This is a genomic window from Actinoplanes sp. NPDC049681, from assembly GCF_044465265.1.
GTDB lineage: Bacteria > Actinomycetota > Actinomycetes > Mycobacteriales > Micromonosporaceae > Actinoplanes.
In genome coordinates this window covers 34,739-60,066 of record NZ_JBITLP010000006.1, presented here as the reverse complement: position 1 = coordinate 60,066, position 25,328 = coordinate 34,739, and the positions used below count along the sequence as shown (strand labels likewise).

Sequence of the window (25,328 nt, the reverse complement as noted above, 5' to 3'; positions counted from 1 at the left end):
GTGGCGCTGATCGAGCTGAGCCCCGAGACCCCGGCTCCGCCCGCAGCGGCCACCCCGCCACCCGCGTACGTCTACCGCCGCGCCGGTCTCCTGCTCGCCGTGCTCCTCCTGCTGGCCCTCGGTGGATCGGCGCCCGCCTCGTCGCTGATCTGGCGGCGCACCGGCGTCGTGCCGCTGCCCGAGTCCGGCGACTTCCAGCTCTTCGGCGGCCGCCTCTACACCGTCGACTACGGCAGCGCCCCGCCCCGGATCCGGGCGCTGACGACGGACCCGGTCCGCGAGCTGTGGAGTGTCCCCGGGCCGCCGGGCAACCAGGAGCAGCCCTACTTCATCACAGACGCCTCGGCCGGCCTGGTGATGGTCCGGACCGGGCGGGCGACGACCGTCCTCGACGCGGGCACCGGGCAGCAGCGCTGGCGGACGCCCCACCTCGTGCAGCGCCTCGGCGGCGACACCGGGCTGGTCCAGGAGGAACGGTTCCGGCCCGGCACCGAGTACGACCCCGAATCCGGCGAACCCGGCCGGCTGTACGGCTCCACCAGCGACATCCTGCACACCGAGCCGGCGCTCAGCACGTCCCTGTCCGCCGTCGACATGACCACCGGACGCCGGCTGTGGTCGGCGGTGATGCCCGGCTCGGTCTCGGCGCAGTGGCTCGGACCGGAACACGAGATGGTGGCGGTGCTGTCCGCCGACCACCTCACCTTGCGGTCCGGCTCGACCGGCGCGGTCGTCCGCGAGCAAACGGTTCCGCGGATCGGCGGGCGCGCACCGGCATGGTTCGAGCCCATCGGCGACGTGTTGCTGGTCCACTACGGCGATTTCGCCGAGGGCGGCCGGGTCGCCGCGTACGCGCAGGACACGCTCGACCTGCTCTGGCAGCGGGACGAGCCGGACACGCAGGGCAGCTCGGTCACCTGTGCCGGGCTGCCCTGCGCCAACAGCCGCACGGACCTCGCCCTGCTGGACCCGCGGACCGGTGCACCGCTGTGGCGGGCGGCGCCGGGCAACGACCTGGCCGCGCTCGGCGCGGGCGCGGTGCTGGAAAGCCGGAACTCGAGCCGCCCGCTGCGGATCGCCGACCGGGGCACCGGGCGCACGATCACCGACCTGCGGTACTGGATGACGTATACGAGCTCGCCGCGCGCGGACGCGTATCTGCTGACGCGGTTCGAGGCCGCCACGAGCAGCACGGTGACGGGAATCCTGCGGCCCGGGGCGACGGCGGTCCAGCCGCTCGGCCGGATCCCGCAGACGACCGGGGAATGCCGGGCTGACACCGCGGCCGTGGCCTGTCGCGTACCCGGCGGTGTCGGGATCTATCGCCACCTGGGGTGAGCGTGGTGTGCGGTCGCCGCAAAATGGTTCCCGGCGGACAATGACCACGTGGGTGACGTGGTCATCGACCTGGGCGAGCTGCGCCACGAGGAGCAGCCGGCGCCCGTGCCCGCCCGGGCGTCACCGCACCCGTACCGGGCTGCCCTCTGCGTCGCCGCGGTGGTGCTGCTCGCGCTGGTGACCGGCTCGGTCCCGCGGGCGGAACCGGTGCGGCCGATGGTCGTGCCGGCCCGGCTGGGCGACTCCATGTTCGTCGAGCGGGACCGCCTGTACGTGGTGGACGCCCCGCCCACCCAGCCGACGACGTCCGTGCAGAGCCGGGTCATCAGCACGTACGCGCTTCCCGGGGGTGCGCTGCTCTCGCGGACGACGGCCGCGGTCACCGGTGCGGTCTTCGACGTGACCTCCGCCGGGAACACTGTGCTGGTGTCGTACCAGGTCGACACCGTGGGCGCCGAGGCCACCGTCGCCGTGGCGGCCGGCACCGATCACGCGCTGTGGCGGGTGCCCGCCCGGCTGCTCAGCGTGTCCCCGGCCGACGGCGTCGTGCTGCTGCGCGAGAACAGCCCCCAGTTCGGCAAGCTCAACTGGTACGGCGTCGACCTCGCCACCGGGCGCAACCGGTGGATCCTCCGCCAGCCGGTGCTCGGCTACACGACCGAGGCCGGGAACGACGCGGACGGCTTCCCGTCCCGGCTCGTCACCGCCACCGTCGACGGGCACCTCGAGGTTCGCGACACGGTGAGCGGACGGATCACGGCCACGGCCGACGTACCCGCGCCGCCGAGCTGGTCGCGGCGCGGGATCACCGTCTGGGCGGCCGGGGACATCGTCCTGCTCGGCGGGTTCGGCGGGGTGACCGCGTACGCCCTCACCGACCTCGGCAAGCGCTGGACCAGCTCGCTCGACCTCTCCGGGCGCTGGGTCCAACCGGGGTGCGCGGGCGCCGTCTGTCTCTTCGGCTACCGCGGCGGCGTCCAGGTCATCGACCCGCTCACCGGCGCCTTCCGCTGGTCCAGCACGCGCTGGACCTCCGCCGTCGACGTCGGCGGCCTGCTGCTGGTCACCGGCCGGGAAGGCCTGGAAGCCCGATATCCGCTCGCCGTGGTCGACCCGCGGACCGGCGAGCTGCACGGCGACTTCGGGATGTGGCGGTCGGTCGGCCAGGTCCGCGCCGACGGTACGGTCGTCGGCCTGCGCCAGCGGATCGGCGACGACGTGGTCTGGTACGCCTTGCTCGACCCGCGCACGCTGGCCGTACGGGTGCTGGGCCGGGCCTCCCGAGTCTCGGGGGACTGCCAGGCCGCGACGGGGGTTCTGGTCTGCCGGGGCATCGACGCGTCCGTCGCGATCTGGCCTCTTACCGAGTCGTGACATAGAGGTAGCCTGCACTCACAGCCGCTTAACGTGGCAGCGTCGAAGCTGGGCGGCGGACAGAAACGATTCCGGAGGACCCGCGGGTGCGCGTGCTGGTGGTGGAAGACGAGCGGAACCTCTGCGATGCGATCGCGCGGGGACTGCGGCGCAAGGGGATGGCGGTCGACGTCGCGTACGACGGCCTGACCGGCCACGAGATGGCGTACGTGACCCGCTACGACGTCGTCGTGCTGGACCGGGACCTGCCCGGCATGCACGGCGACGAGATCTGCGCGGCGCTGGTCGAGTCCGGCGCGCTGACCCGGGTCCTGATGCTCACCGCCAGCGGCACGGTCGCCGACCGCGTCGAGGGGCTCCAGCTCGGCGCCGACGACTACCTGCCCAAGCCGTTCGCCTTCGACGAGCTGGTGGCCCGGGTGCAGGCCCTCGGCCGGCGGGCGACCCCGGCCGCGCCACCGGTGCTCACCGTCGGCAACCTCGTGCTCGACCAGACGCGCCGGGTCGTGACCCGCGGCGGTGCGCCGATCGACCTCACCAACAAGGAGTTCGGGGTCCTCGAGGAGCTGCTCAAGGCCCGCGGCGGCGTCGTCTCCAGCGAGGAACTGCTCGAGCGCGTCTGGGACGCCAACACCGACCCGTTCACCACGACCGTGCGGGTCACCGTCATGACCTTGCGGAAGAAGGTCGGCGACCCGCCGCTGATCGAGACGGTGGTGGGCGCCGGCTACCGGGTTCCCGAACCCGTCGTCGTCACACCCGGCGGCCCCGCGTGACCGTCTACGCCAGCCGCCGGGAGCAGATGCGGCTGCGGCCCACCCTCCGGCTGCGGCTCACGCTTCTCAACGGCATCCTGCTCGTCGGCGCCGGCGCGATCCTCGTGCTGCTCGCCTGGCTGCTGGTCGGTGACGCGCTGCACCCCTCGGACAAACTGCAGCCCGGCACCCAGGTGGTGCTGGACGACGGCAGCCGCCTCGACGCCCTCACCTGGCAGACCGCCCTGGTCCGGAACGCCTCGCGGGAGCTCCTGGTCAAGGGCCTGGTGGCCCTCTTCGCCATCGGCATCATCGGCATCGCGGGGGCGTACGCGGTGGCCGGCCGGGCCCTGCGCCCGCTGCACCACGTCACGGCGACCGCACGCCGGCTCGGCGAGGAGACGCTCGACCAGCGCATCCGCTACTCCGGCGCGGACGACGAGGTGGCCGAGCTCGCCCGGACGTTCGACGCCATGCTGGACCGCCTGGCCGGCGCCTTCGAGTCGCAGAAACGGTTCGTGGCGAACGCTTCCCACGAGCTGCGGACGCCGCTGGCGGTGATGCGTACGGAGATCGACGTGACCCTCAGCGACGACGAGGCCGACGTCGCCGAGTACCGCCGCATGGCCAAGGTCGTCCGCAACGCCTCCGAACGCGCCAACGGCCTGGTCGACGCGCTGCTCGTGCTGGCACGCAGCGAGGCCCAGTCCGGCCGCCGGCTGGTCCGTAAGGTCCCCGCCGACCTCGCCACGAGCGTCTACAACGCGCTGTCGGCGGTGAAGGCCGAGGCCGAGCGGATGAAGCTCGACGTGACGACGGACCTGCAGGCGGCGAACGTGGTGGGCGACCCGAGCCTGCTGGACCGGCTGGCGGGCAACCTGATCGAGAACGCGATCCGCTACAACCACCTGATGGGCAAGCTCTGGCTGCGTACCGACAACGTGGACGGGCAGGCCCGGCTGGTGGTCGGGAACACCGGCTACGAGGTGGATCCGGCGGACGTGCCGGGGCTGTTCGAGCCGTTCCGGCGCGGCGGGTGGGAGCGTACCGGCTCCCGCGGCTCCGGCCTGGGACTCTCCATCGTCCGGGCGGTCTGCGACGCGCACGGCGGCACGGTGTCCGCGGTCGCGCAGCCCGGAGGCGGCCTGGAGGTCACGGTGAGTCTGCCGGCCGCCGACACGACGCCGGTGGTGGCGGCGTCGGCCACCGTCCGCCGCACCAAGGGCCTCGGCATAGCCCCGAGCTGAGCCGGGTCAGGCACGGGCACCGCCGTCGACGGGGAGCACCGCGCCGGTGACGAACGATGCCCGGTCGCTGAGGAGCCACGCCGCGGCCTGGGCGATCTCGTCCGGGTCGGCGCCGCGGCGCAGCGGGGTCAGAGCCTTCAGCCGTTCCACCACGCCGGGCGAGGCCGCCTGCCAGACGTCGATCATCTCCGTCCGGGTGTGGCCCGGGGCGATCGCGTTGACCCGGATGCCCTCCGGCCCGTACGTGACAGCTGCCGACTCCGTGAGGCTGTTGACCGCACGCTTCATCGCCGCGTACGCGGGCAGCGCCGGATTGCCCCGCAGGCTGCCGATGCTGGAGTTGTTCACGATGGCGCCCGTTCCGGCGGTGGCCCGGATGGCGGCCACCTCGGCCACCATGGAGAGCCACGGTCCGCGGAGGTTGACCGCGTACACGTGGTCGAAGTCCCCCAGGGCGACCTGGTCCAGCGGCCCGGGCGGCACGAACGTCCCGGCGTTGTTGAAGGCCACGTCGAGCCGGCCGTGCAGCTCGACGACGCGATCCACGGCGGCACGCACGCTGTCCGCGTCGGCCAGGTCGCAGAGCACATAGTCGGCGGTGCCGCCGGCGGCGCGGACGTCCTCGGTCACCGCGCGCAGCTGGGCCTCCGTACGGGCAGCCAGCACGACCCGTGCCCCCTCGCGGGCGAACAGCCGGGCGGCGGCGGCACCGATGCCTCGCCCCGCGCCGGAGATGAACGCCACCTTGCCGCCGAGCAGGCTCGGAAAAGTCGTCGAATGTGTCATGCCGACGAGCCTGTTCGCGGTCCGGGACCTTATCCAGGGACCGGTTGTACCTGGCCGGGCGGCCGGATCGTGCGGAGACTGGGGGCGTGAACCGAGCGGAACTGGCCGCCTTCCTGCGCAGCAGACGCGAACGACTCCGCCCGGCCGAGGTGGGTCTGCCGGCCGGCGTGCGGCGGCGTACCCCGGGGCTGCGGCGCGAGGAGGTGGCTCAGCTGGCGTACATCTCGACGGAGTACTACACGCGGCTGGAGCAGGCCCGCGGGCCGCACCCGTCGCGGGAGGTGCTGTCCGGGCTCTCCCGGGCGCTGCGGCTGACCGACGCCGAGCGTGACCATCTGCACCACCTGGCCGGGGTGACGCCCGGACCGCCGCCGGGGCCCTCCCGCGAGGTCCGCCGGAGCATCCTGGACCTGCTGGAACGCCTGCCGCAGGCCGCCGCGTTCGTCACCTCCGCCAGCTACGAGGTCATCGCCTGGAACACCCTCGCGACCGCCCTGATGGAGGACTTCTCCGCTCTGCCGCGGCGCGACCGCAACCTGGCGCGTCGCGTCTTCCTGGATCCGCACCGGGCCGGCCGCCGGCTGTGGGGTGTCTCGGACACCGACCACTTCGCGCGCAGCGTCGCGCACAACCTGCGCGCCACCGCGGCCCGCTACCCGGGCGACCCGGAGACCGCCGAGCTGATCCGAGAGCTGCTCGCCGGCAGCGCGGAGTTCACCCGGCTGTGGTCGGCGCACGAGGTGGCGGTCACGCCGGCCCTGATCAAGACCTTCGACCATCCGCTGGTCGGACCCGTCACCGTCAACTGCGACGCGCTGGACATCGCCGACCGCGACCAGCGGGTCGTGATCTACACGGCGACGCCCGGCTCACCGTCCGAGGAGGCGCTGCGGCTGCTCTCGGTCGTCGGCACCCAGCTCCTGGACGTTCCGGGCTGACCGGCGGAGAGTCAGGCGGCCAGGCGCAGCTCCGCGCTGGCCTCGGCCTCGCGGCGGATCGTGCGCCAGCGGGAGGCGCTGATGCCCAGCTCGGCGGCGAGCTCGGTGTCGGTCACGTCCGGCCGGATCGTCCTGATCTTCTCGGCCGCGGCGATCGTCTCGGCCGGGGTCCGACGCACTCTCGGAGCGGTGGACGACTTGGCGGCTGGCTTCGTCGAGCCGGAGCTCTTCGCGGGCCCGGAGCCGGCCGGCCGGGCCGAGGTCGCCGGGCGGGTCGAGGCCGAGGTCGCCGGCCGGGCCGTGGCGGAGGTCGTGGGGCCGACGGTGGCGGTCGTTGCGGTGCGGGCCGGGCCCGACTTGGCTGCGGCGACCGGTCGGGGACGGCGGGTGACGGTCGGTGTGAACGACGAGACCTCCGCGTCCCGGGTCCTGGCCGGGCTGTTCTTCGGCAGCGCGGCCGCGACCTCCGCGAGCGCCTCGGCGGTCGATCGGCGCGGTGCCGGTGCCACGGGTGACGGCTGGGCCGCGGTGGGGACCGGGATCAGACCGGGAACGTCGGCTGCCTGCTTCGTCTCCCGTTCCAGGGCCGAGATGCGGCCGCCCAGCTCGACCAGGCAGATGCTCGCCACCACGATGAGACCGTCCACCGACAGCGGCAGCAGGTACGGCGATGCGCCGGTCTCGCCGTACCGGGCCGCCACGCCCGCCATGTGCCAGTAGGACACCCAGGCCGCGATGCCCGCGATCGTGGCGGTCGCGACGAGCCGGGCGAAGGCCAGGGAGCGGCGGTGGACCGGGACCCGCGAGATCAGCTCGACCGTCAGCAGCAGGGCGAGCGGCGGCCAGGCGGCGATGGCCTGGCTGATCGGGTTGTCCAGGGCGTGCAGGACGTTGGCGACCACGGAGGCCGCGACGCCCAGGACGAGGGTCGCTCGTACGGCCCAGCGGACGCGCCGAAGTTGCGGGAGTATCACCGTGCGCTCCTCTGCCAGTCGAGATGGTGGCGGCGGACCCGGCGGGCCCGGCGAACCATCCTGGCCGCTCGATGTTTCGGTACGGCATCGAGCCTTAATCCCGCAGGACCGCGTCGCGTTCGTGTCCTAGTCGAGACGAACGTGAGACGCGGCCTCCTGGCGTGTCAGTTTGACTTCTTCTCGACCTGCCCCCGGAGCTTGGGGAACTCGGCCTTGGCGCCGCTCATCGACTTGTAGTAGAAGATCATCCAGCCGACGCTGCCCTCGTCGGCCCAGCCGCACATGATGAGGGGCGCCCCGCCGGCCTCGCCCCGGCCGCACTTGGCGACGCCGCCGAGGGCGCCGGGCGCGGTGCTGGTGATTCCGGTGATCTTCAGTCCGCCGACGCCGGCGCCGAGGAAGGTGCCGTCCAGTTCGCGTACCGGGTCGTCCACCTCGGCCGCCGCGGCCGCGACGATGACGATGTTCTGCTGGGACGGGCTGCCGTAGAGGCTGCCGACCGTGCCGGTGGCACCGGGCACCTTGTCGAGGCCCTCCTCCAGCTGCTTGACCGCGCCGGCGAACTGCGGGTCGGTGAGCTTGCGGCGGCCGCCCAGCGTGGCCGGCTCGACGACGGTGATCTCCGCGGCGGGCTCGGCCGTCGGCTCGTCGGTGGCGTCGGTCGGCTCGGCCGTCACCGTGGGCGCCAGGGTCGGGCTGACCGTCTTGCTGTCGTCGACGGCGTTGCGGCCCACCAGGTAGACGGCGGTGCCGCCACCCACGCAGAGCACGAGGAAGACGGCGATCGACACGAGCGTGATGGGCAGGGCCCGGCTCTTCGGCTTCGGAGCGGGCGGATATCCGGCGGCCATCGGCGGCCCGGACTGCGGATATCCCGGCTGGCCGTAGTCCGCCTGCGGATATCCCGTCTGCGGGTATCCGGGCTGGCCGTAATCCACCTGCGTGTACTCCGGCTGCCCGGGCACCTGACCGTACGCCGGCTGTCCGGAGGTCGGACCGTACGCCGGCTGTCCGGAGGTCGGACCGTACGCCGGCTGTCCGGAGGCCGGGCCGTACGCCGGCTGCGGCGGATAGCCGGGCGGCACCGACGGCGGGACGTCCGGGTTGGGCTGCCCCGGGAAGGGCGACCCCGGCTGGGGCTGCCCGGGGATCGGCTGGCCGTATCCGGGGCCGGGCTGCTGGTACGGCTGTCCCGACGGCTGCTGCGGATACTGCGGGCCGGGGTACGGGGGCTGCGACATCGACGCTCCATGGTTCGGGCTGCGCCGAGCTTAGCCGTACCGGTCCAGGCGCTGCGTCCCCTGTTCCGTGAGCCCCGGCACGCCGAACGGGCCGGGGCTCGCGGGTCTCAGGCCTTCTTCTCGATCTGGCCGCGCATGTCGATGAATTCCTTCTCGAGGTCGGCCTTGCCCTTGAAGAGCATCGCGATCATGCCGACGCTGCCGTTGTCGGACCACACGCAGACGGCCATCGGTACGCCGCTCGTGTCGCTGTCGCCGCACTTCGCGATGCCGCCCAGCGGGCCCGGGTCGGTGTCGGCGAGGTTGTCGAGCTTGATGCCGCCCTGGCCGAGGCCCTGGGTGAACTCGTCGTAGCGGCTCTGCGCCGAGCCGTTGATGGACGACGTCGCCGCCACCATGACGATGTCCTGTTCCTTGGCGTCGCCGTAGATGGCGCCGACGGAGCCGGTCGCTCCGGGGATCTTGGACATCTCGCTGTCCAGACCCTCGACGCTGCTCTGCAGGGCCGGGTCGGTGGCCTTGGCGCGACCGCCGAGGGTCTCCGGCTCCACCACCGAGATCTTCGAGGCGTCGACGACCTGCTTGACCTTGTCCTTGCCCTTGTAGACGGCCACACCGATGCCGGCGACGCAGAGCAGGACCACGACGCCGAGAACCAGCAGCACGATCTTGAGCGCCGAGTTCTTCTTCTTGGGCGCGGGTGCCATCCCGTACGGGGGCACCGCACCGCCCGGCGGCGGGTACGAACCACCGCCTGGCGGGGGCGGGTACGAGGCGGGCGGCGGGTACGAACCACCGCCGGGCGGGGGTGGATAGGAGGCGGGCGGCGGGTAGGAGCCGTCGCCGGGGGTGGGCGGCGGGTATCCGCCCGGAGCCGCCGGCGGTTGGTAGCCACCGCCCGGCTGCTCGGGACCGGGCTGGCCGGGATAGGGCTGGTACGGCGGCTGAGACATGGGAGCTCCAGGAGTGAAGAAGTCAGCCGCCGGAGCGTACCCACCTGCGGCGGCCCGGCGCGTCGTCAACCCGTCATTGTGGGAACACAGTGCTGTCACGAAAGACGCCCCCGCACCCGGGCGGGTGCGGGGGCGTCGATCTCGTGCGTCAGGCGGGCAGGCTTCCGACGCCCTGGGGCAGGAACCGCTTGCCGGTCACCCGCTCGGAGGTGCCGCTGCGGTCCAGGTACGGCGTGACGCCGCCCAGGTGGAACGGCCAGCCGGCGCCGAGGATCATGCACAGGTCGATGTCCTGCGCCTCGGCCACCACGCCCTCGTCCAGCATCAGCCGGATCTCCTGGGCGAGCGCGTCCAGCGCCTTCTGGCGTACCTCATCGGCCGTGAGCGGGGCGGAACCGCCCTCGACCAGCTTGACCACCTCGGGGTTGATCTCGTCGTCGACCATGAGCGGCAGGCCGGCGTCGACGATCTTCTTGAGGTTGGGGCTGTCGCCGAAGCGGTCCGGGTACGCCCGGTGCAGCGTCTCGCCCACGTGGTAGGCGACCGCCGGGCCGACGAGCTGGAGCAGCGCGATCGGGCGCATCGGCAGGCCCAGCGGGTCCAGCGCCGAGTCCACGGTCTCCAGCGGAGTGCCGGCGTCGATGGCCTGGAAGACCTCGCTGGTGAAGCGGGTCAGCAGGCGGTTGACCACGAACGCCGGGGCGTCCTTGACCAGCACGCAGGACTTCTTCAGCTCCTTGCCGACCGCGAACGCCGTGGCCAGCGAGGCGTCGTCGGTCCGCTCGCCCTTGATGATCTCGAGCAGCGGCAGGACCGCGACCGGGTTGAAGAAGTGGAAGCCGACGACCCGCTCGGGGTGCTCGAGGTCGGCGGCCATCTCGGACACCGACAGCGAGGACGTGTTGGTGGCGAGGATGGTCTCCGGTCCGACGATCTTCTCGATCTCGGCCCAGATCTGCTTCTTCAGGTCCAGGTTCTCGAAGACGGCCTCGATGACGAAGTCGGCGTCGGCGAACACGGACTTGTCGACCGAGCCGCTGACCAGGCCGCGGAGCTTGGCGGCCGTACCCTCGTCCATCCGGCGCTTGCCGACCATCTTGTCGATCTGGTCGCGGACGTACTGGACGCCCTTGTCCACCCGGGTCTGGTCGAGGTCGGTGAGGATCACCGGCACCTGCAGGCGGCGGGCGAAGAGCAGCGCGAGCTGGGAGGCCATGAGACCGGCACCGACGATGCCGACCTTGGTGACCTTCCGGGCCAGGCTCTTGTCGGGTACGCCCACCGGCCGCTTGGCGCGGCGCTGGACCAGGTCGAACGCGTACAGGCTGGCCCGCGCCTCGTCGCCCATGATGAGGTCGGCGAGCGCCTCGGTCTCGGCCGCGGTGCCGTCCTCGAACGACGCCTCCTTGGCCAGCGCGAGCAGCTCGAGCGCCTTGTTGGCCGACGGCACCGCGCCGTGCAGCCGCTCGTCGAGCTGCTGCTTGGCGAAGAACAGCACGCCGTCCCACATGTCCTTGTCGACCTCGGGACGCTGCACCTCGACCTCGCCCTTGACGACGCCGGCGGCCCACGCGAGCGAGCTCTCCAGGAAGTCGGCGGCCTCGAAGATCGCGTCCGCGACGCCCATCTCGGCGGCCTGCTTCGGCCGCAGGACCTTCTGGGTGAGCGGGTTCTGCAGGATGACCTGCGCCGCGCCCGGCGCGCCGATCAGGTTGGGGAGCAGCTGGCTGCCGCCCCAGCCGGGGACGAGGCCGATCGCGACCTCGGGCAGACCCAGGGCCGCCGCGCCGGTGGAGACCGTGCGGTAGTGGCAGTGCAGGGAGACCTCGAGGCCACCGCCGAGCGCCGCGCCGTTGATGAAGGCGAACGTCGGGATGGTGGAGTTCTTCAGCCGGGCGAAGACCCGGTGGCCCAGCTCGCCCAGGGCCACGGCCTGGTCCCGTTCGGTGATGAACGGCATGCCGGTGATGTCGGCGCCGACGCAGAAGATGTACGGCTTGCCGGTGATCGCGATGAACGCCGGGTCCGCCTCGGTGGCCTTGGTGATCGCCTCGTCGAGCGAGCGCAGGCCGCCCGGGCCGAAGCTGTTGGGCTTCTTGTAGTCGAACCCGTTGTCGAGCGTGATCAGCGCGGCCTGCTTGTCCAGGCCCGGCACCTTGACCAGGCGGACGATCGCCTTGGTCACGACCTCGTTCGGGTACTCAGGCAGAGCCGTCACTTGTCCGCACCTTCCCAGTTCGGATTCTCCCAGATGACCGTGCCGCCCATGCCGATGCCGATGCACATCGCGGTGAGGCCGTAGCGGACCTCGGGGTGCTCGGCGAAGTGGCGCGCGAGCTGCGTCATCAGCCGGACACCCGAGGAGGCGAGCGGGTGCCCGATGGCGATCGCACCGCCCCACGGGTTGACCCGCGGGTCGTCGTCGGCGATGCCGAAGTGGTCGAGGAAGGCGAGCACCTGGATGGCGAACGCCTCGTTGAGCTCGAAGAGGCCGATGTCGTCGATGGTCAGGCCGGCGAGGCGCAGCGCCTTCTCCGTCGACGGGATCGGGCCGTAGCCCATGACCTCGGGCTCGACGCCGACGAAGCCGTACGAGACGAGCCGCATCGCGATCGGCAGGCCCAGCTCTCGGGCGGTGTCCTCGCTGGCCAGCAGGGCAGCGGTGGCGCCGTCGTTGAGGCCGGCCGCGTTGCCCGCGGTCACCCGGCCGTGCGGGCGGAACGGGGTCTTGAGGGTGGCGAGCTTCTCCATCGAGGTCTCGCGGGGCGCCTCGTCGGCCGTGGCCAGGCCCCAGCCCTCCTCGACGCTGCGGACCGCGACGGGAACCATGTCGGGCTGCAGCTTGCCGTTCGCGTACGCCTTGGCCGTCTTCTCCTGGGAGGCGAGGCCGAACGCGTCCGCCCGCTCCTTGGTGATCTGCGGCAGGCGGTCGTGCAGGTTCTCCGCCGTGGCGCCCATGACCAGCGCGGACGGGTCGACCAGCTTCTCGGCCAGGATCCGCGGGTTGGGGTCGACGCCCTCGCCCATCGGGTGGCGGCCCATGTGCTCGACACCGCCGGCGATGGCGACGTCGTACGCCCCCATGGCGATGCCGCCGGCGACGTTGGTCACCGCGGTCATGGCGCCGGCGCACATCCGGTCGATGGCGTAGCCGGGGACGGTCTTGGGCAGGCCGGACAGCAGCGCGGCGGTGCGGCCGATGGTCAGGCCCTGGTCGCCGATCTGGGTGGTGGCGGCGATGGCCACCTCGTCGACCCGCTCGGGCGGGAGCTGCGGGTTGCGGCGCATCAACTCACGGATGCACCGGATCACCAGATCGTCGGCACGGGTCTCGGCGTACATGCCGCCGGCCTTGCCGAATGGGGTGCGGACGCCGTCGACGAAGACGACCTCGCGACTTACTCGGGGCACAACAAGCCTCCTTGCAGGCGTGAACCCAGGGCTTTGACCCCGGCAATGTTACTCGCCAGTAAATTGCGGGGCCAGCGACTGTGGCAAACCTCGGATTTTGGCTGCTGGAGGCCGGTCAGTCGATCGCCGGCGGGGCTTCCGGGAGGACCTTGGCGAGGTCTTCGGCGATCAGGCCGACCTGCCAGGAGCGGGCGCCGAGGCCGCGGAGCGTCTCGGCGACCGTCTGCGGGGTCACCTCGGCCGGCGGGGACCAGGCGAGGCGGCGGATGAAGTCCGGGCTGATCAGGTTCTCCGGCGGGAGGGTGTGTGCCTCGGCCGTGGCGATCACGACCTGCCGGCAGCGCTGCAGGCGGGCCGCGGCGACCGGGTCGCGTTCCGCCCAGCGGTGCGGCGGCGGCGGGCCCTCGACCGGCTGGTTCACCGGCAGCTCGTCGTCGGCCAGCGCACGGGCGGTGTCCAGCGCGTCCAGCCAGACGCGGGCCAGCCGGCGCACCGAGCGGCCGCCGAAGCCGGGCAGGCTCAGCAGGGTGCGCTCGTCCTTCGGGTCGAGCTCGGCGGCCGCGATGATCGCTGAGTCGGGCAGCACCCGGCCCGGGGCCGAGTCGCGGCGGGCGGCGACGCCGTCGCGGGCGTACCAGAGGGCGCGGACGCGTGACTGAGCACGGGCGCCGCGGACCCGGTGGATGCCCGAGGTGCGCCGCCACGGGTCGGGGCGGGTGCGCGGCGGGCGGTCCGCGCTGGCCACCAGCGCGGCGAACTCCTCGGCCGCCCACTCGGCCTTGCCCTGGCGCTCCAGCTCGTCGGCCAGGTGGTCGCGCAGGTCGATGAGGAGCTCGACGTCCAGGGCCGCGTACGTCAGCCAGGACTCCGGCAGCGGCCGGGTCGACCAGTCGGCGGCCGAGTGATGCTTCTCGAGCGAGTAGCCGAGCAGCTGCTCGGTGAGGGCGGCCAGGCCCACCCGCTCGAAGCCGGCCAGCCGTGCGGCGAGCTCGGTGTCGAACAGCCGCCGCGGCTTCATGCCGATCTCGGCGAGGCAGGCGAGGTCCTGGCTGGCGGCGTGCAGCACCCACTCGCTGTCGGCCAGCGCGGCGTCCAGCGTGCCGAGGTCGTCCAGCGGCATCGGGTCGATCAGCACCGTGCCGGCGCCCTCGCGGCGCAGCTGCACCAGGTAGGCGCGCTGGGTGTAGCGGTAGCCCGACGCGCGCTCGGCGTCGACGGCGACCGGTCCGGAACCGGCGGCCATCCGGGCGACGACCTCGGCCAGCTCCTCGGCGGTCTCCACCGGGCGCGGCGTGCCGTCGCGCGGTGCGGTCAGCGGAACGGAGTCGCGGGCAGGCTCGGGACCGCCAGACATCGGGTCGGGCGGCACGGCGTGCGGTCCGTCGGTTGCGTGGTCCGGCGTGTCCCGACGGCGCAAGGATGCTTCGTCGGTCACTCCGTAACCGTACGGGTGTCACTCCCCTCGCGTGTGCAGCCGGGTACCGGCGCGTCGAACCTCGATCCGTTCCCCCGCCGGCTCCCCCGGCCGAAAAGGGTTCGCCGCCGACCCGTCCGCGGGGCGGGTTCCGTCCGTACTACCCGCCGGAACACCCGCTGTCGAAGACCCGGGAGCTTCATGACCACCGCCTACGACCCCTTCGGGGTGCCGGGCCAGCGCCGGCCGCCGCAGGACCCGCTGCTGAGCCTGCCCGACCACCCGTCCGGCGAGTGGGCGACCGCCGCCCGGCGGCCCGCGCCGCAGGTGGGGCATCCGCGGCCGGCGCGCCGCGACAACGGGCCATACCTCGCCTCGCCGACCGGGGGAGCGCCGTTCCCGGTGGTGGCCGAGCCCGCCGAGGTGCGCCGCCGCGGCCGGCTGGCCCCGGCCCTGCTCGCGCTGGTCCTGCTCGCCGGCGGCGGGTTCATGGCATGGCGGCTGGACCGGGCCGACAGCAGGTTCGACGAGCGGCTCGCCGCCTCGCAGCAGCGGGAGTCTCAGCTCGCCGAGCGCGCCGACCGGCTCGAGAAGCAGCTCGCCGGGGTCTTCGACCCCGAGGCGATCTCGTCGTCGGTGCTGCCGAGCGTCTTCCGGGTCCGGGCCGGCAACTTCACGGGTACGGCGTTCTCGGTCGGCGACGAGGCCGGCAAGGGCAAGGCGAACCTGCTCACGAATTACCACGTCATCGAGTCGGTGTGGGAGTCCGGCGGCAAGAAGGTTTTCCTGGAGCGCGGCAAGGACGAGATGACGGCGACCATCGTCAAGGTCAGCTCGGGCAAGGACCTGGCGGTGCTGCGGACCGACCGGGAGATCGCCGGGCTGGACACGGCGCCGAAGACGGTGAAGCCGGGCCAGCAGGTCGTGGTCGTGGGCGCGCCGCTCGGGCTGGAGGACACGGTGACCACCGGAGTGGTGAGCGCCTACCGGCCGGACGACGCCGACGGCCCGTCGATCCAGTTCGACGCGCCGATCAACCCCGGCAACTCCGGCGGACCCGTGGTCAACTCGAGCGACGAGGTGATCGGGATCGCCACGGCCAAGGCCCGCGACGCGGAGGGCATCGGTCTCGCCGTACCGATCAAGACAGCTTGCGACACCTTCAAGATCTGTTAAGGGGTCGTGGCGCGGTGACGGTTGAAGGCCGTCACTCCCGGCGGGGGAAGGCCGGCGGTGGAGGCCAGCATGGCGCACCACCCTTGCAGGTGGGCGCCGAGATCGTCGGAGGTCGGCGTCCAGGAGGCGCGGATCTCCAGGTCGGCGGTCGGGGCCGGGCCGGCCAGCTCGCCGAAGCGGGTCGAGGTGGTCTGGGTGATCGTGCCGCCGATCGCCGTGTACGCCGCACCCTGCTGATCGAGGCCGTCGGAGAGCCAGGTCCACGCCACGGCCGGCAGCAGCGGGTCGCCGGCCATGTCCGACTCCAGCTCGGCGGTGATCAGTGTGACCAGGCGCAGATTGCCGCGCCACGCGTCGTGGCCTGCCGGGTCGTGCAGCAGGATCAGCCGCCCGCTGGCCACCTCCTCGCCGTCGCGCAGCACCGTGGCGGCCAGGGCGAACCCGTACGGCGCCAGCCGCTGCGGCGCGGCGATCTCCTCGAGCAGGATCTCCTCGCGTGGCGTGGACGCCCGCAAACCGGCCACCGCACGGGTGAACGCCTCGGGTGCAGCGGACGTGGGCGCCATGGGACGAAGCCTATGCCGATCACTGCCTTCCGTCCGCGCGCGGCGCGCCGCAGGTACCGGTTCACTCACGTGGCACGATGGCGCGGGTGACCAACGATTCCGCCTTCCTGCGCGCCTGCCGCGGCCTGGACGTGCCGCATACACCCGTCTGGTTCATGCGTCAGGCGGGGCGTTCCCTGCCGGAATACCGCAAGATCCGTGAGGGTGTCGGCATGCTGGAGTCATGCCGGCGGCCGGATCTGGTCACCGAGATCACGCTGCAGCCGGTGCGCCGGCACGGCGTCGACGCGGCCATCTTCTTCAGCGACATCGTGGTGCCGCTCGCCGCCGCGGGGATCGACCTCGACATCGTCGCGGGCACCGGCCCGGTGGTGGCCGAGCCCATCCGCACCGCCGCGGACGTGCAGCGGCTGCGGCCGCTCGAGCCCGGCGACGTCCCGTACGTCTCCGAGGCGATCCGCCTGCTCGTGCCGGAGCTCGGCGCGACCCCGCTGATCGGCTTCGCCGGTGCGCCGTTCACGCTGGCCAGCTACCTGGTGGAGGGCGGGCCGTCACGGACGTACCTGAAGACCAAGGCCATGATGTACGGCGACCCGCAGCTCTGGCACGAGCTCTGTTCGCGCCTGGCCGACATCACCCTCGCCTTCCTACGCGTGCAGATCGACGCCGGGGTCAGTGCGGTGCAGCTCTTCGACTCCTGGGCCGGTGCGCTCTCCGAGGCCGATTACCGCGAGTTCGTCATGCCGCATTCCGCGCGCGTGCTGGCCGGTCTGGCCGACGCCGGCGTGCCGCGCATCCACTTCGGGGTGGGAACGGCGGTGTTGCTGCGGGCGATGGGGGACGCCGGTGCGGACGTGGTCGGGGTGGACTGGCGTACGCCGCTGGACCGGGCCGCGGCTGTCGTCGGCCCGGACCGAGCGCTTCAGGGCAACCTCGACCCGGCGGTGCTCTTCGCGCCCTGGGAGGTCGTCGAGCGCGAGGCCCGCCGGGTGATCGCCGAGGGCCGGGCGGCCCGGGGCCACGTCTTCAACCTGGGCCACGGCGTGCTGCCCGAGACGGACCCGGACGTGCTGACCCGCCTGGTCGAGCTGATCCACTCGGTCAGCCCTTGAGCGGCTCCGGCTGGTTCGCCCACCACTCGGACGGGATCGCCTGGTAGACCTCCTGGGCGAGGTCCTTGAGCCGGTCGCCCGTCGGCTGCCCGTGGTGCGCGTCGGCGAGTCCCTTGAGCCGCACGTACCACTCGGCGAGCTGTTCCACGGTCACTGCCACCTGATAGTCCATGACCCCAGGCTAGGACCGTTCGGGGGGCCGCCGGCGGCGTTACCCGAACGGGATCACATCGAAGGACCCCGGTGGCCGGTGGCCGGGGCGACCTGACACTGTGGGAAGCGTGCGGAAGCGGGTGGCGATCGTCGGCGGCGGGATAGCCGGGCTGGCCGCCGCCGTGCGCATCCGGGACCGCGCGCCCGCCGGCACCGAGATCATCGTGTACGAGCAGTCCGGCCGGCTCGGTGGCAAGCTGCGCACCGGTGAGCTCGCCGGCACGACCGTGGAGCGCGGCGCCGAGTCGTTCCTGATGGGCGCCCCCGACGGCGGCGAGTCGGCGGCCGTGCGGTTCGCCCGGCGCCTGGGACTCGGCGATTCCCTCGTGCACCCCTCGCCCATTCCGGCAGCGCTGGCCATCGGCGGACGGCTGGAAAAGGTGCCCGGCGGGACGCTGGTCGGCGTACCCGGGGATCTCAGCCTGCTCGGCACGGTCGCGCGACCGGCACCCGGCGCCGACGCCGACGAGGGCCGTCCCCTGCTCGCCGAGGGTGAGGACGTGGCGGTCGGCACGCTGGTCCGCGCCCGGTACGGCGACGAGATCGCCGACCGGCTGGTCGACCCGATGCTCGGCGGCGTGTACGCGGGCCGGGCCGACCGCCTGTCGCTGGCCACCACCATGCCCGCGCTCGCCCGCACCGCCCGCACCGAGCACACCCTGTCCGGGGCCGTACGCGCCGCTCAGGCCGCCTCCGTGCGGGTGCCGGGCCGGGCGATCTTCGCCGCGGTGGACGGCGGCATGAACAAGCTGATCGGCTCCGCGGCCGCCGCGAGCGGTGCCCGGATCAGCCTCGGCCTGCCGGTCCGGGAGCTGACCCGCACGGCGCACGGATGGCGGCTGCTGCTCGGGCCGGTGCCGGCGCCGCAGACCGACGACGTCGACGCGGTCGTGCTGGCCGTGCCCGCCCGGCCCGCCGCGCGGCTGCTCGCGGGTGTGGACGCTGGTGCCGCCGCCGAGATCGAGACGCTGGACTACGCGAGCGTCGCCCTCGTCGCGTTCGCCCTGCCGCCCGGCACGCCGCTGCCGGAGCTGTCCGGCTTCCTGGTGCCGCCCACCGAGGGCACGCTGGTCAAGGCCGCGACGTTCTTCACCCGCAAGTGGGCCCACGTCGACCGCGACGGCGGCCCGGTGATCGTGCGCGCGTCCCTCGGCCGGGCCGGCGAGGAGCAGCTGCTGCAGCACGACGACGCCGTGCTGGCCGCGACCGCGCACGCCGAGCTGGGCCGCCTGCTGGGCGCGGAGCTGCCGCCGGCGGTCGCCTCGTGGGTGCAGCGCTGGGGTGGCGGGCTGCCCCAGTACGCCCCCGGGCATCTCGACCGCGTCGCCCTGGCCCGGGCGGCTCTCGATCACCCCGGCCTCGCGCTGGCCGGCGCCGCGTACGACGGCGTGGGCATCCCGGCCTGTGTCGCCAGCGGGGAAAGCGCCGCCGATGAGGTTTTGAAACACCTGGAGGAGCAATGAGTGCAGCGGTGAGGCTACGACCCGGACCACGACGGCGGACGAGCGCCGATCCGCGGAGCGGAGGCCGGCAATGAGCGAGGGGCAGAGCAACGCCGCCCGGATCAACGAGCTGAACGCGACGATCCGCTACACGATGTGGTCCGTCTTCCGGGCCACCGCGCCGTTGCCGGCGCTGCGCGACGAGCTGTCCGGCGAGGTGGACGCGCTGTTCGAGCAGCTCGCGGGCAAGGACGTCACGGTCCGTGGCGCGTACGACGTGGCCGGGCTGCGCGCCGACGCCGACGTGATGATCTGGTGGCACTCGGGATCGTCGGACGCCTTGCAGGAGGCGTACGGGCTGTTCCGGCGTACGGCCCTGGGACGGCATCTGACCCCGGTGTGGTCGCAGATGGCGCTGCACCGCCCGGCCGAGTTCAACAAGAGCCACCTGCCCGCGTTCCTCGCCGACGAGCAGCCGCGGCCGTACATCTGCGTGTACCCGTTCGTGCGCTCGTACGAGTGGTACCTGCTGCCGGACGAGGAGCGCCGCGCCATGCTCGCCGAGCACGGCCGGCTGGCCCGCGGCTACCCCGACGTGCGGGCGAACACGGTCGCGGCGTTCGCCCTCGGCGACTACGAGTGGATGCTCGCCTTCGAGGCGGACGAGCTGCACCGCATCGTCGACCTCATGCGTGACCTGCGGGCCTCGGGCGCCCGCCGGCACGTGCGCGAGGAGGTGCCGTTCTACACCGGCCGCCGTCGCTCGGTCACCGAGATCGTCGCGGCGCTGCCTTAGGGACGCTTCATCGGTACGTGGGGGATGCCGTCCTCCACGTACCCGTCGCCCGCCACCACGAAGCCGAAGCGGCCGTAGAAGCCGGCCAGATGCGCCTGGGCGCCGAGCACGGCGGGCCGGTTGCCGACGACGGTGAGCGCGTGCTCGATGAGCCGGCTCGCGTGGCCGCCCTTGCGCGCGTGCGGCGCGGTCACCACCCGGCCGATCCGCTCGGTGCCGCCCTCGTCGAGGATCCGCAGGTACGCGAGGATCTCGTCGCCGCGGGCCAGCCAGACGTGCCGGGTGCCGGGCTCCTCGTCGCGGCCGTCGATCTCCGGGTACGGGCACTCCTGCTCGACCACGAACACGTCCACGCGCAGCTTGAGGATCGCGTACAGGGTGGTGACGTCGAGGTCGCGGAACGACGCCACCCGGATCTCGTCGCGGGGTTCCGGATGCATCGGCAGATCTTATGCGTGACCCGTCGCGTCCTCGGTCGTTGGTGGTAACGGAGGCCGGTAGTGGGGGAGTACTGATGATCAAGCGGAGCAAGCTGTTCGGCAACAAGACCCGGGTGACGTTCTGCCTGCCCAAGGACGCCCCGCAGGGCGCCGTCAGCGTGGTCGGCACGTTCAACGACTGGACGCCGGGCGAGCACGAGCTGAAGGTGCGCCGCGACGGCACGCGCACCGTGACGCTGAGCCTCGGTCCGGGTCACTACCGCTTCCGCTACCTCGCCAGCGACGGCGTCTGGCTCGACGACGAGCACGCCGACGCGGTCGGCCCGCAGGGCAGCGAGCTCGTTCTCTGACGTTTCGCCCTCCGGCCCCGGGGAACCCTCCTACGTTAGTTGACGTTGCAAACAACTACGGAGGGGGCCCTCGTGGCTAACGTGAAACTGGCCGTCATCTACTACTCGGCCACCGGCACGATTCACGGCATGGCGGAGCGGCTCGAGCAGGCGGGTGAGAAGGCGGGCGCCGAGGTGCGCCTGCGCCAGGTGCCGGAGCTGGCGCCCCAGGAGGCGATCGCCTCGAACGCGGCGTGGAGCCAGCACTTCGACCGGACGAAGGACGAGCCGAAGGCCACCGCGGACGACGTGGTGTGGGCCGACGCGGTGCTGTTCGGCAGTCCCACCCGCTACGGCAACATCGCGAGCCAGCTCAAGCAGTTCATCGACACGCTCGGCCCGCAGTGGCAGCAGGGCCTGCTCGCCGACAAGGCGTACGCCGGCTTCACCGCGTCCATGACCTCGCACGGCGGCCAGGAGTCGACGCTGCTGGCGCTCTACAACACGATCTATCACTTCGGCGGCGTGGTGGTGGCGCCCGGCTACACGGACCCGCTGAAGTTCGCCGACGGCAACCCGTACGGCGTCTCGCACGTCACCGGCGGATCGAACGACGCGCCGCTGACCGACGTGCAGAACGCCGCCCTGGACCACATGGCGCAGCGCATCATCCGGATCGCCGAGAAGCTCAAGGCCTGATCTCTCCCGGCCGCGTGGCACACTGTCCGCCGTGGCCGAGAAGTTTCAGCTGGATCTGAGCGCCGCGCAGTGGCGCCGCAGTGCAACGTCCGACGACGCGGCGGTCGAGGTCGCGCTCCTGGCGAACGGGGTGGCGGTCCGCGACTCGCGCCGCCCGGACGGTGACGTCCTCTTCTTCACTCCGGCGGAATGGGACGCCTTCGTCGGCGGTGCCAAGGACGGGGAGTTCGACCTGTAGCGGGTCAAGCCGGGCATCGCCCGCTTTTGCGGATATCAACCCGAAGAACGTTCATTTCTCGCTACTGTGCGGACATGACCAATCAAGAGCGCTCTGAACTGCTGAAAAAGGTGGAGCGGTACGAGAATGCCTTCACGGAGCTCAAGGCCGCGCACGAAGACGTCAAGGACGTCCTCATCGAGACCATCCTGTTCGACCGCTGGCAGCAGCTCGGCACCCAGCTGGGTTTCAAGGCCCAGAAGCCGAAGGAAGACGAGCCGAACCGCGATCTCGCGCAGCTGAACCAGCAGATCTCCGCGATGAGCGAGTCCTGGTCCCATTGACGGGCGCGACGTGTTCCACCTCGCCCGGGGCGGTCGCCGTCCCGGGCGGCGGCACGCGTTACGGTGGCGGCCATGGCCGACACCCAGTACGAAGAACTGCTGCGCCGGGTCCTCGAGTCCGGCGTACCCAAGGCTGACCGCACCGGCACCGGCACGGTCAGCCTCTTCGGTGAGCGGCTGCGCTACGACCTGTCGCGCGGCTTCCCGCTGATCACGACCAAGCGGGTGCACTTCAAGTCGGTCGCGGTCGAGCTCCTCTGGTTCCTGCGCGGCGACAGCAACACCGGCTGGCTGCGCGAGCACGGCGTCACCATCTGGGACGAGTGGGCCGACGAGAACGGCGAGCTGGGTCCCGTCTACGGCAAGCAGTGGCGCTCCTGGCCCACCCCGGACGGCGGCCACGCCGACCAGATCGCCGACCTCCTGGCCACGCTGCGCCGCGACCCCGACTCGCGCCGGATGATCGTCTCCGCCTGGAACGTCGGCCAGCTGCCCGAGATGGCTCTCGCCCCGTGCCACGCGATGTTCCAGTTCTACGTCGCCGACGGCCGGCTCTCCTGCCAGCTCTACCAGCGCAGCGCCGACATGTTCCTCGGCGTACCGTTCAACATCGCCAGCTACGCCCTGCTGACGCACATGATCGCGGCGCAGGTCGGCCTCCGGCCCGGCGACTTCATCTGGGTCGGCGGCGACTGCCACGTCTACTCCAACCACGTGGACCAGGTGCGCGAACAGCTGTCCCGCGAAGCCTTCGACTTCCCGACGCTCGAGCTCGCCCCGGCACCGTCGCTCTTCGACTACCGCTACGAGGACTTCACCCTGGTCGACTACCAGCACCACCCCGCCCTGAAGGCGCCGGTAGCGGTATGACCGACTGCACCGGACCGCGCCTCCGTGCGGTGGCGACGGCCGTGACGGTGAGGGCCAGGAGGGCATACCCGGGGAGCACAGTGTGATCCACATGATCTGGGCCGAGGCCCGCGGCGGGGTGATCGGCGCGGACGGCGGCATTCCCTGGCGGGTGCCGGGAGAGCAGAAGATCTTCAAGGACCGGACGATGGGCGCGACCGTCGTGATGGGCCGGGCCACCTGGGACTCCCTGCCCGATCGGGTACGCCCCCTGCCCGGGCGGCGCAACGTCGTGCTGACGCGCCGCCCCGACTGGTCCGCGCCCGGCGCGACCGTCGTCACATCGGTCGACGAGCTGCTCGCCGGCCACGAGGACTTCTGGGTGATCGGCGGCCAGTCGGTCTACACCGCCCTGCTGCCCCACGCCGACCACATCGTCCGGACCCGGATCGACCTGGAGGTCGAGGGCGACACCTACGCACCGCCGCTGGGCTCGCAGTGGCAGGTCACCGCGGCCGGCGACTGGCAGACCGCGGACAACGGCGTGCGGTACATGGTGGAGGACCTGCAGCCGAGTTAGGTATTCGCACTCATCCCCGGGTGCCGGCGCGCGAATAGGTTCGACCGCATGAGATCGATCTTCCGCAAGCGCCCCCTGCTCGGCGCTGTCGCGCTGGCCGGTGTGACCGCGCTGACCTGGTTCGCCTGGCTCGGGCACGACACCCGCTACCAGATCGACCCGGTCACCCAGGTCGCGTCGGGACCGTACACGGTGCCGCAGGTGGCCGGCTGTGTGATCACCCTGATCGTGCTGCTGGTGCTCGCCGTAGCGACCGGCGTGCCGCGGTGGTTGGCGGCGGCGGCCATGAGCGTCTCCTTCACCGTCGCGTGGACGGCGCAGGCCGCCTCCGCCGACGAGACCGGCCTCTTCATGGTCGGCGCGATGATGGTGGCGATCGGCATGGCCGTCGGCACGGTGATCGTGGCCGCGGTGACCGACGCCCTGCTCCACCCCCACGGCCGGCGCCCGGCGGCCCGCGGCTGACCGTCCGGCGGCCGCCCGGCGTCAGGGCTTGGGGTCGAGGCGGATCGACAGGCTGTTCACGCAGTGCCGGGTGTCCTTCGCGGTCATCATCTCGCCGCGGAAGACGTGGCCCAGGTGGCTGTCGCAGCGGGCGCAGCGGATCTCCGTGCGGACCATGCCGTGGGAGCGGTCCTCGATCTCCTTGATGGCTCCCGGGACGGCGTCGTCGAAGGACGGCCAGCCGCAGTGGGAGTCGAACTTGGTGTCGCTCGGGTAGAGCTCGGCACCGCAGGCGCGGCACTGGTACATGCCCTCGGTCTTGGTGTTCACGTACTCGCCCGACCAGGGTGCCTCGGTGCCGGCCTGGCGCAGGACCCGGAACTCGTCGGGGCTGAGGCGGACCCGCCACTCGTCCTCGGTGGTGGGAAGGGTGGTCTCGTCAGCTGCCATGCCTTCCACCGTACGTCGCGGCGCACCGGTAGTGCGGCGTACGGGCGTACCCCCGGCCGTTGAGCTTCCCATGGAAGCTGCGCGATTCCGGCCCACCTGGCAGCAGGTTCTCGGCCGTGGTCTGTATCTCGGCGTGCTGGCCGCCGTGGTGGGGCTCACCGCCGGACTGTTCGCCACCGTCGTCTCCCTGACCCTGACGGAGGCCACGGCGCCGCCGCCGTGGGTGTGGTTGGTGCTGGCGTTCGGGCCGCCGGTGGTGGGGGCGCTGGCCGGGGTGCTGCTGCGGCCGCGCGTCGGGACCGAGATCGGCGCTGACGGTATCCGTACGGTCACCCCTTTCGGGGCCGGTGTGCAGCCTTGGAGCCGGGTCGTGGACCTGCGGGCCGAGCGGCGGGGTGCCCGCACGGTGGTCTCGGTGTACCTCGAGTCCGGGGGGAGTGTGCAGCTGCAGGCGCCGTACAGCGGGGAGTTGTTCGCCGCCGACCCGCGGTTCGAGATGAAGGTGTCCGCGCTGTCGCATCTCTGGCGGAGCCACCGGTTCGGGGGAGTGCCGTCCTAAGGGGGGCGTTACGTGCAAATAGGGCAGAAGACGCTAAACTCCCAGCGGACCAAAGACGGACCTACAGCAACAGAACGGATGCTCCTCATGAGTTTGACGCGCCGACTGGCCGCCGTCCTGCCCGCGGCCGGCGTCACCGTCCTCGCCGCCCTGGCCCTGAGCGGGGCGCCCGCCGCGGCGACGGGTGACGAGGCTGCGGCCAAGTACCCCGCCGTCATGACCACGCCGTGCTCGGAGGGGCAGCGCGACGGGGACTGCACCGACGGGTACGCCGGCGACGACACGCCGGGTGCGGCCGCCACCACCACCGCCCCGACCCGGGGCCACGGCGGTTACGGCGGGGAGAGCCCGACCGTGTCGCCGAGCCCCTCGCGGACCACCACGTCGCCGACCCCGAGCGCCAGCGTCGACACCGTCCCGCCGGGCGGCGAGCTGCCGGCGACCTCGCCGACCCCCTCGCCCAGCAAGAGCACCCCGGGCGGCGGCGTCAGCGCGGGCGGCACCCTGCCCGTGACCGGCGCACCGATGGGCCTGACCATGGGCGTCGGCGCCCTGCTGGTCGCCGCCGGCGCCGGTGCCGTCTTCTACACCCGGCGCCGCCGCAACGCCTGACGGTCCGCATCGCCACGACGGCCGTCACCTCCGCACGAGGTGACGGCCGTCGTCGTGCGAAGGTCATAG

Annotated in this window: 29 protein-coding genes; 18 read left to right on the top strand and 11 right to left on the bottom strand. The window is 72.4% G+C overall.

The window, feature by feature from the left end:
* The 4 genes from ACIBO8_RS22055 (at position 1) to ACIBO8_RS22040 (ending at position 4,714) form a co-directional block, all read left to right on the top strand.
* Complete coding sequence (locus ACIBO8_RS22055) at positions 1-1,338, top strand: PQQ-binding-like beta-propeller repeat protein (RefSeq protein WP_396117174.1); 1,338 nt, start codon at positions 1-3, stop codon at positions 1,336-1,338.
* A 48-nt stretch (positions 1,339-1,386) separates the two neighbouring features.
* Complete coding sequence (locus ACIBO8_RS22050; RefSeq protein WP_396117173.1) at positions 1,387-2,712, top strand: hypothetical protein; 1,326 nt, start codon at positions 1,387-1,389, stop codon at positions 2,710-2,712.
* An 86-nt stretch (positions 2,713-2,798) separates the two neighbouring features.
* The gene (locus ACIBO8_RS22045; protein ID WP_396117172.1) at positions 2,799-3,488 is read left to right on the top strand and encodes a response regulator transcription factor; all 690 of its coding nucleotides are present in this window, start codon (positions 2,799-2,801) and stop codon (positions 3,486-3,488) included.
* Between the two features lie 26 nt (positions 3,489-3,514).
* Positions 3,515-4,714, top strand: coding sequence for a sensor histidine kinase (locus tag ACIBO8_RS22040; RefSeq protein WP_396117725.1), 1,200 nt, complete (start codon positions 3,515-3,517; stop codon positions 4,712-4,714).
* Positions 4,715-4,720: 6 nt separating this feature from the next.
* Here the strand turns inward: ACIBO8_RS22040 and ACIBO8_RS22035 are convergent, their stop codons facing one another.
* A complete protein-coding gene (locus ACIBO8_RS22035; RefSeq protein ID WP_396117171.1) occupies positions 4,721-5,500 on the bottom strand; it encodes an SDR family NAD(P)-dependent oxidoreductase in 780 nt (259 codons plus the stop codon).
* Positions 5,501-5,586: 86 nt separating this feature from the next.
* On the opposite strand from ACIBO8_RS22035, the gene ACIBO8_RS22030 reads away from it, so the two are divergent.
* Positions 5,587-6,438: a helix-turn-helix transcriptional regulator gene (locus ACIBO8_RS22030; RefSeq protein ID WP_396117170.1), complete on the top strand. Its 852-nt coding sequence runs from the start codon at positions 5,587-5,589 to the stop codon at positions 6,436-6,438.
* Positions 6,439-6,449: 11 nt separating this feature from the next.
* Here ACIBO8_RS22030 and ACIBO8_RS22025 read toward each other — a convergent pair whose 3' ends face one another.
* From ACIBO8_RS22025 to ACIBO8_RS22000, 6 genes are all read right to left on the bottom strand, one after another.
* Positions 6,450-7,412, bottom strand: coding sequence for a DUF2637 domain-containing protein (locus tag ACIBO8_RS22025; protein ID WP_396117169.1), 963 nt, complete (start codon positions 7,410-7,412; stop codon positions 6,450-6,452).
* Between the two features lie 164 nt (positions 7,413-7,576).
* Positions 7,577-8,653, bottom strand: a complete 1,077-nt coding sequence (locus ACIBO8_RS22020) for a hypothetical protein (protein WP_396117168.1) — start codon at positions 8,651-8,653, stop codon at positions 7,577-7,579.
* Between the two features lie 107 nt (positions 8,654-8,760).
* The gene (locus tag ACIBO8_RS22015) at positions 8,761-9,606 is read right to left on the bottom strand and encodes a hypothetical protein (RefSeq protein ID WP_396117167.1); all 846 of its coding nucleotides are present in this window, start codon (positions 9,604-9,606) and stop codon (positions 8,761-8,763) included.
* Positions 9,607-9,754: 148 nt separating this feature from the next.
* Entirely contained in the window at positions 9,755-11,815 is a 2,061-nt protein-coding gene (locus tag ACIBO8_RS22010; protein WP_396117724.1) for a 3-hydroxyacyl-CoA dehydrogenase NAD-binding domain-containing protein, read from the bottom strand.
* A 5-nt stretch (positions 11,816-11,820) separates the two neighbouring features.
* Positions 11,821-13,017, bottom strand: coding sequence for a thiolase family protein (locus tag ACIBO8_RS22005; protein ID WP_396117166.1), 1,197 nt, complete (start codon positions 13,015-13,017; stop codon positions 11,821-11,823).
* Positions 13,018-13,132: 115 nt separating this feature from the next.
* Positions 13,133-14,452 carry an HRDC domain-containing protein gene (locus tag ACIBO8_RS22000; RefSeq protein ID WP_396117165.1) on the bottom strand — a complete coding sequence of 440 codons (1,320 nt, stop codon included), beginning with the start codon at positions 14,450-14,452 and terminating at the stop codon, positions 13,133-13,135.
* Positions 14,453-14,632: 180 nt separating this feature from the next.
* Between ACIBO8_RS22000 and ACIBO8_RS21995 the strand changes: the two genes are divergently transcribed.
* Positions 14,633-15,607 (top strand): S1C family serine protease, encoded by a 975-nt coding sequence (locus ACIBO8_RS21995; RefSeq protein WP_396117164.1) that lies wholly within the window; start codon positions 14,633-14,635, stop codon positions 15,605-15,607.
* On the opposite strand, the gene ACIBO8_RS21990 is transcribed toward ACIBO8_RS21995, so the two are convergent.
* Positions 15,604-16,173 (bottom strand): DUF3000 domain-containing protein, encoded by a 570-nt coding sequence (locus ACIBO8_RS21990; protein ID WP_396117162.1) that lies wholly within the window; start codon positions 16,171-16,173, stop codon positions 15,604-15,606. The genes ACIBO8_RS21995 and ACIBO8_RS21990 overlap by 4 nt on opposite strands.
* A gap of 86 nt (positions 16,174-16,259) precedes the next feature.
* Between ACIBO8_RS21990 and hemE the strand changes: the two genes are divergently transcribed.
* Positions 16,260-17,285, top strand: coding sequence for a uroporphyrinogen decarboxylase (gene hemE, locus ACIBO8_RS21985; protein ID WP_396117161.1), 1,026 nt, complete (start codon positions 16,260-16,262; stop codon positions 17,283-17,285).
* Here the strand turns inward: hemE and ACIBO8_RS21980 are convergent.
* Complete coding sequence (locus tag ACIBO8_RS21980; RefSeq protein WP_396117160.1) at positions 17,275-17,457, bottom strand: hypothetical protein; 183 nt, start codon at positions 17,455-17,457, stop codon at positions 17,275-17,277. The genes hemE and ACIBO8_RS21980 overlap by 11 nt on opposite strands.
* Positions 17,458-17,557: 100 nt before the next feature.
* Between ACIBO8_RS21980 and ACIBO8_RS21975 the strand changes: the two genes are divergently transcribed.
* Positions 17,558-18,961: a protoporphyrinogen/coproporphyrinogen oxidase gene (locus ACIBO8_RS21975; protein WP_396117159.1), complete on the top strand. Its 1,404-nt coding sequence runs from the start codon at positions 17,558-17,560 to the stop codon at positions 18,959-18,961.
* Between the two features lie 70 nt (positions 18,962-19,031).
* Entirely contained in the window at positions 19,032-19,736 is a 705-nt protein-coding gene (gene hemQ / locus ACIBO8_RS21970; RefSeq protein ID WP_396117158.1) for a hydrogen peroxide-dependent heme synthase, read from the top strand.
* On the opposite strand, the gene ACIBO8_RS21965 is transcribed toward hemQ, so the two are convergent.
* Complete coding sequence (locus tag ACIBO8_RS21965; RefSeq protein ID WP_396117157.1) at positions 19,733-20,176, bottom strand: GNAT family N-acetyltransferase; 444 nt, start codon at positions 20,174-20,176, stop codon at positions 19,733-19,735. The genes hemQ and ACIBO8_RS21965 overlap by 4 nt on opposite strands.
* A 74-nt stretch (positions 20,177-20,250) precedes the next feature.
* On the opposite strand from ACIBO8_RS21965, the gene ACIBO8_RS21960 reads away from it, so the two are divergent.
* From ACIBO8_RS21960 to ACIBO8_RS21930, 7 genes are all read left to right on the top strand, one after another.
* Positions 20,251-20,526, top strand: a complete 276-nt coding sequence (locus ACIBO8_RS21960) for an isoamylase early set domain-containing protein (RefSeq protein WP_396117156.1) — start codon at positions 20,251-20,253, stop codon at positions 20,524-20,526.
* Positions 20,527-20,598: 72 nt separating this feature from the next.
* Complete coding sequence (gene wrbA, locus ACIBO8_RS21955) at positions 20,599-21,204, top strand: NAD(P)H:quinone oxidoreductase (RefSeq protein ID WP_396117155.1); 606 nt, start codon at positions 20,599-20,601, stop codon at positions 21,202-21,204.
* 31 nt (positions 21,205-21,235) lie between these two features.
* Entirely contained in the window at positions 21,236-21,442 is a 207-nt protein-coding gene (locus ACIBO8_RS21950) for a DUF397 domain-containing protein (protein WP_396117154.1), read from the top strand.
* A 74-nt stretch (positions 21,443-21,516) separates the two neighbouring features.
* Positions 21,517-21,765: a hypothetical protein gene (locus tag ACIBO8_RS21945; protein ID WP_396117153.1), complete on the top strand. Its 249-nt coding sequence runs from the start codon at positions 21,517-21,519 to the stop codon at positions 21,763-21,765.
* 72 nt (positions 21,766-21,837) lie between these two features.
* A complete protein-coding gene (locus ACIBO8_RS21940; protein ID WP_396117152.1) occupies positions 21,838-22,635 on the top strand; it encodes a thymidylate synthase in 798 nt (265 codons plus the stop codon).
* A gap of 91 nt (positions 22,636-22,726) precedes the next feature.
* Positions 22,727-23,194: a dihydrofolate reductase gene (locus ACIBO8_RS21935; RefSeq protein WP_396117723.1), complete on the top strand. Its 468-nt coding sequence runs from the start codon at positions 22,727-22,729 to the stop codon at positions 23,192-23,194.
* A gap of 48 nt (positions 23,195-23,242) precedes the next feature.
* Entirely contained in the window at positions 23,243-23,659 is a 417-nt protein-coding gene (locus tag ACIBO8_RS21930; RefSeq protein WP_396117151.1) for a hypothetical protein, read from the top strand.
* A gap of 21 nt (positions 23,660-23,680) precedes the next feature.
* Here ACIBO8_RS21930 and msrB read toward each other — a convergent pair whose 3' ends face one another.
* Positions 23,681-24,088: a peptide-methionine (R)-S-oxide reductase MsrB gene (gene msrB, locus ACIBO8_RS21925; RefSeq protein WP_396117150.1), complete on the bottom strand. Its 408-nt coding sequence runs from the start codon at positions 24,086-24,088 to the stop codon at positions 23,681-23,683.
* Positions 24,089-24,158: 70 nt separating this feature from the next.
* Here msrB and ACIBO8_RS21920 point away from each other — a divergent pair, with 70 nt between their 5' ends.
* Both ACIBO8_RS21920 and ACIBO8_RS21915 read left to right on the top strand, forming a co-directional pair.
* Positions 24,159-24,647 (top strand): PH domain-containing protein, encoded by a 489-nt coding sequence (locus tag ACIBO8_RS21920; protein ID WP_396117149.1) that lies wholly within the window; start codon positions 24,159-24,161, stop codon positions 24,645-24,647.
* A gap of 87 nt (positions 24,648-24,734) precedes the next feature.
* Positions 24,735-25,259, top strand: a complete 525-nt coding sequence (locus ACIBO8_RS21915; RefSeq protein WP_396117148.1) for an LPXTG cell wall anchor domain-containing protein — start codon at positions 24,735-24,737, stop codon at positions 25,257-25,259.
* The last annotated feature ends 69 nt before the right edge of the window (positions 25,260-25,328 follow it).

What these genes read in the sequence shown, in the direction of transcription:
- ACIBO8_RS21915 (WP_396117148.1), top strand. Translation starts at nt 24,735, where the DNA reads ATGAGTTTGACGCGCCGACTGGCCGCCGTCCTGCCCGCGGCCGGCGTC.
- ACIBO8_RS22020 (WP_396117168.1), bottom strand. Translation starts at nt 8,653, where the DNA reads ATGTCGCAGCCCCCGTACCCCGGCCCGCAGTATCCGCAGCAGCCGTCG.
- hemQ (WP_396117158.1), top strand. Translation starts at nt 19,032, where the DNA reads ATGAGCGAGGGGCAGAGCAACGCCGCCCGGATCAACGAGCTGAACGCG.
- ACIBO8_RS22040 (WP_396117725.1), top strand. Translation starts at nt 3,515, where the DNA reads ATGCGGCTGCGGCCCACCCTCCGGCTGCGGCTCACGCTTCTCAACGGC.
- ACIBO8_RS21945 (WP_396117153.1), top strand. Translation starts at nt 21,517, where the DNA reads ATGACCAATCAAGAGCGCTCTGAACTGCTGAAAAAGGTGGAGCGGTAC.
- ACIBO8_RS22015 (WP_396117167.1), bottom strand. Translation starts at nt 9,606, where the DNA reads ATGTCTCAGCCGCCGTACCAGCCCTATCCCGGCCAGCCCGGTCCCGAG.
- ACIBO8_RS21935 (WP_396117723.1), top strand. Translation starts at nt 22,727, where the DNA reads ATGATCTGGGCCGAGGCCCGCGGCGGGGTGATCGGCGCGGACGGCGGC.
- ACIBO8_RS21965 (WP_396117157.1), bottom strand. Translation starts at nt 20,176, where the DNA reads ATGCATCCGGAACCCCGCGACGAGATCCGGGTGGCGTCGTTCCGCGAC.
- msrB (WP_396117150.1), bottom strand. Translation starts at nt 24,088, where the DNA reads ATGGCAGCTGACGAGACCACCCTTCCCACCACCGAGGACGAGTGGCGG.
- ACIBO8_RS21940 (WP_396117152.1), top strand. Translation starts at nt 21,838, where the DNA reads ATGGCCGACACCCAGTACGAAGAACTGCTGCGCCGGGTCCTCGAGTCC.
- ACIBO8_RS21990 (WP_396117162.1), bottom strand. Translation starts at nt 16,173, where the DNA reads ATGGCGCCCACGTCCGCTGCACCCGAGGCGTTCACCCGTGCGGTGGCC.
- ACIBO8_RS22035 (WP_396117171.1), bottom strand. Translation starts at nt 5,500, where the DNA reads ATGACACATTCGACGACTTTTCCGAGCCTGCTCGGCGGCAAGGTGGCG.
- ACIBO8_RS21930 (WP_396117151.1), top strand. Translation starts at nt 23,243, where the DNA reads ATGAGATCGATCTTCCGCAAGCGCCCCCTGCTCGGCGCTGTCGCGCTG.
- ACIBO8_RS21995 (WP_396117164.1), top strand. Translation starts at nt 14,633, where the DNA reads ATGACCACCGCCTACGACCCCTTCGGGGTGCCGGGCCAGCGCCGGCCG.
- ACIBO8_RS21960 (WP_396117156.1), top strand. Translation starts at nt 20,251, where the DNA reads ATGATCAAGCGGAGCAAGCTGTTCGGCAACAAGACCCGGGTGACGTTC.
- ACIBO8_RS21980 (WP_396117160.1), bottom strand. Translation starts at nt 17,457, where the DNA reads ATGGACTATCAGGTGGCAGTGACCGTGGAACAGCTCGCCGAGTGGTAC.
- ACIBO8_RS21920 (WP_396117149.1), top strand. Translation starts at nt 24,159, where the DNA reads ATGGAAGCTGCGCGATTCCGGCCCACCTGGCAGCAGGTTCTCGGCCGT.